3 protein-coding genes and 1 pseudogene are annotated in these 2,247 nt (G+C 68.4%); 3 read left to right on the plus strand and 1 reads right to left on the minus strand.

Annotated features, from left to right (window positions below; genetic code table 11):
- The 3 genes from K6I34_RS35975 to K6I34_RS35985 form a co-directional block, all read left to right on the plus strand.
- A partial coding sequence (locus K6I34_RS35975) for a DUF6415 family natural product biosynthesis protein (RefSeq protein WP_229332232.1) occupies positions 1–483 on the plus strand: 483 nt, incomplete at its 5' end.
- Positions 480–674: a hypothetical protein gene (locus K6I34_RS35980; protein WP_229332233.1), complete on the plus strand. Its 195-nt coding sequence runs from the start codon at positions 480–482 to the stop codon at positions 672–674. The genes K6I34_RS35975 and K6I34_RS35980, both read left to right, overlap by 4 nt.
- A gap of 88 nt (positions 675–762) precedes the next feature.
- Complete coding sequence (locus K6I34_RS35985; protein WP_229332234.1) at positions 763–1,473, plus strand: HAD family hydrolase; 711 nt, start codon at positions 763–765, stop codon at positions 1,471–1,473.
- A gap of 673 nt (positions 1,474–2,146) precedes the next feature.
- Here the strand turns inward: K6I34_RS35985 and K6I34_RS35990 are convergent.
- Positions 2,147–2,247: pseudogene (locus tag K6I34_RS35990) on the minus strand (IS5/IS1182 family transposase); the annotation flags it as partial.

Here is a 2,247-nt window from a genome sequence, read left to right on the forward strand (position 1 = left end):
CCCCCAAGGCTTCTCCCCCGCCGCTTCTCGGTTCACAACCACGCCGACCACGGCCAGCCCGGTGACCGTGCTGTGAGGGTCCTCGAGATCGTCGGCCGCCGCCTGCGCGCCACCCGCCGGGAAGGCCCCCAGATCAGACCGGACGAATACCCCATCGACATCGACGACATCATGGGCACGGTCCGCGTCACCCTCGACAGACTGCCGCCGGCCGCCACCGTCGATCACTTGCTGCTGCGCCTACGTGGCCACATCCAGCTGCTCCTGCCCGAGATCGAGACCAAGGACTGGGCGCAGTACGGCCAGGGCGACCAGATCCGCCACGTGACCGCTTCCATGCGGGACAGGCTGAACAACGAGCCGAAATCAGGGCCCACGGTCGTGCGCTGTGTGTACGCCCAGGAACTGGCCTGCATCTGTCGCGACCTCCTCGCACTCGCCAACGAAGGGGCCGAGCAGCTCCACCTGGCGGCCGTGCCATGAGGGGCCACGCGCGAACTCGACGCCGCCTCGTCTGGTACGACCCGGTCGGCACCGTGTGCAAGTGGACGTACGGGGCCGGTGTCGTCGCCACAGTCTGGCTGCTCGCACAGCTCGTCCAGCTTGAGCACCACCACAACGCCGTACCGAGCCCACCGCCGGTCAGCGTGCCCGATCTGCCTCCCGAGGAGTGATCACCAAGGGCTGCTCCCACGGGCATTCGGAACTCGGCACGCCCTTCGGCCCACTGCGTTCCCACCTCCGCTTTCGAGGGAGAAATGCATGATCTCGACACCTTGCTCCGCGATGCAGAGCTCCCACACCCATCCGGCACACTGCGGCGCACAGCGCTCGCTGCTTCTTGACCTCGACGGGGTCCTGCTCGACACACGGCCGGTGATGCAGGAGGCGTGGCACGCAGTCCGGCAGCACCACTGCGTCGACGTGCAGTTCGAGCAGTACGAACAGCACTTGGGCCGCCCGTTCAACGACATCATGAGGCGTCTGGGCGTGACCAATGCCGAGGCGGTTCATCAGACGTACTCGGAGGCATCGAAGGCCTTCGCCCATCTGGCTCGGCCGTTCGAGGGGGTGGAGGAAGTACTCCACACCCTCGTCGCCCGCGGATGGCTGCTCGCTGTCGTCACTTCCAAGCCTCTGGATCGTGCGGCTCCGCTGCTGGCGCAGCTCGGGTGCCCGTTCGGCTCGGTTCGCGCAGCCGGCGGTCCTGGCCGCGGCAAGCCGGCCCCCGACCCCCTGCTGCTCGCGCTCGTCGATCTCTGTGCTGATCCGGCGCAAGCCACTTTCGTGGGCGATATGGCGGTTGACCATGAAGCCGCGCAGCGGGCTGGAGTTGCCTACGTCCACGCGGCCTGGGGCTACGGCTCCCCCGGTACCCCGGTACCTCCAACGGCGCATGCTCCGCACGATCTCCTGCAGATCCTCGGTGAGGGCCGACACTCGGGCCCCTTCCTCGAAGGAAGCCTGCTGTGAACCCGGTGGACGCGGGTCCGCTCGCCCTCGCCCGAGTGTGGGCGGACGCTGCGTACCGGTGGGCGCTCGTCCCAGAAGACGCCCTGCGGGACCAGCCGACGGCGGAGTGGATCGCCACGACGGCTCTCGAAGTTCCGACGACCGACCGGGAGGAGTTGGACTCCCACATCCAGGCCGTGATGTCCGAGCTGGAGGCGCACAGCGCACAGCGGGCTCTGACGCCCGGCGGGGCCTCATGGCTGCACGTGCAGCACGTCCCCGTGCGCCGCCTCGTCGGTCAACTCGTTCGTAAGCTGCTTGCCCTGAGCGCGTGGGAGCCGTTCGCACGGAACCCCGGCTGCATCATCCCCGCCGCGGGCGAAGCACTGATCGGCGCGCGTGAGACGAGCTCCCGTGAGTACCGCCTCTACACCGTCACCTGGTCCGGTGTCGCCTACCTCCTGGGCGCTCCGGTTGCCGGCGATCCGATGCGGTCCGCTCAGCTCCGACAGCTCACGGCCTCGCCCGTGGACGCTTCGGCCGCGCCCAGCCCGTCACCTTCGACGCTTCCGCAGTCCGAGGTCGTAGCGCTGTCGTGGTCGTCCCGCCACGCCGAGACCCTCCTGCCGGTTCTTGAGGAACTGGCTCGAGACGGCCACCGTGGCGTCCTAGAGCGTGTTCGTAGTTCGGATCTTCAGGTGGGTTGGAGGCTGCGGATCCACAGGATCGCGCCGCGCAGATGGAGTCCGGCGAGGTAGCTCTCGGGTGTCTTGTCGTAGCGGGTGGCCAGCCCGC

It is taken from the genome of Streptomyces sp. UNOC14_S4 (assembly GCF_020740835.1).
Classification (GTDB): Bacteria; Actinomycetota; Actinomycetes; order Streptomycetales; family Streptomycetaceae; genus Streptomyces.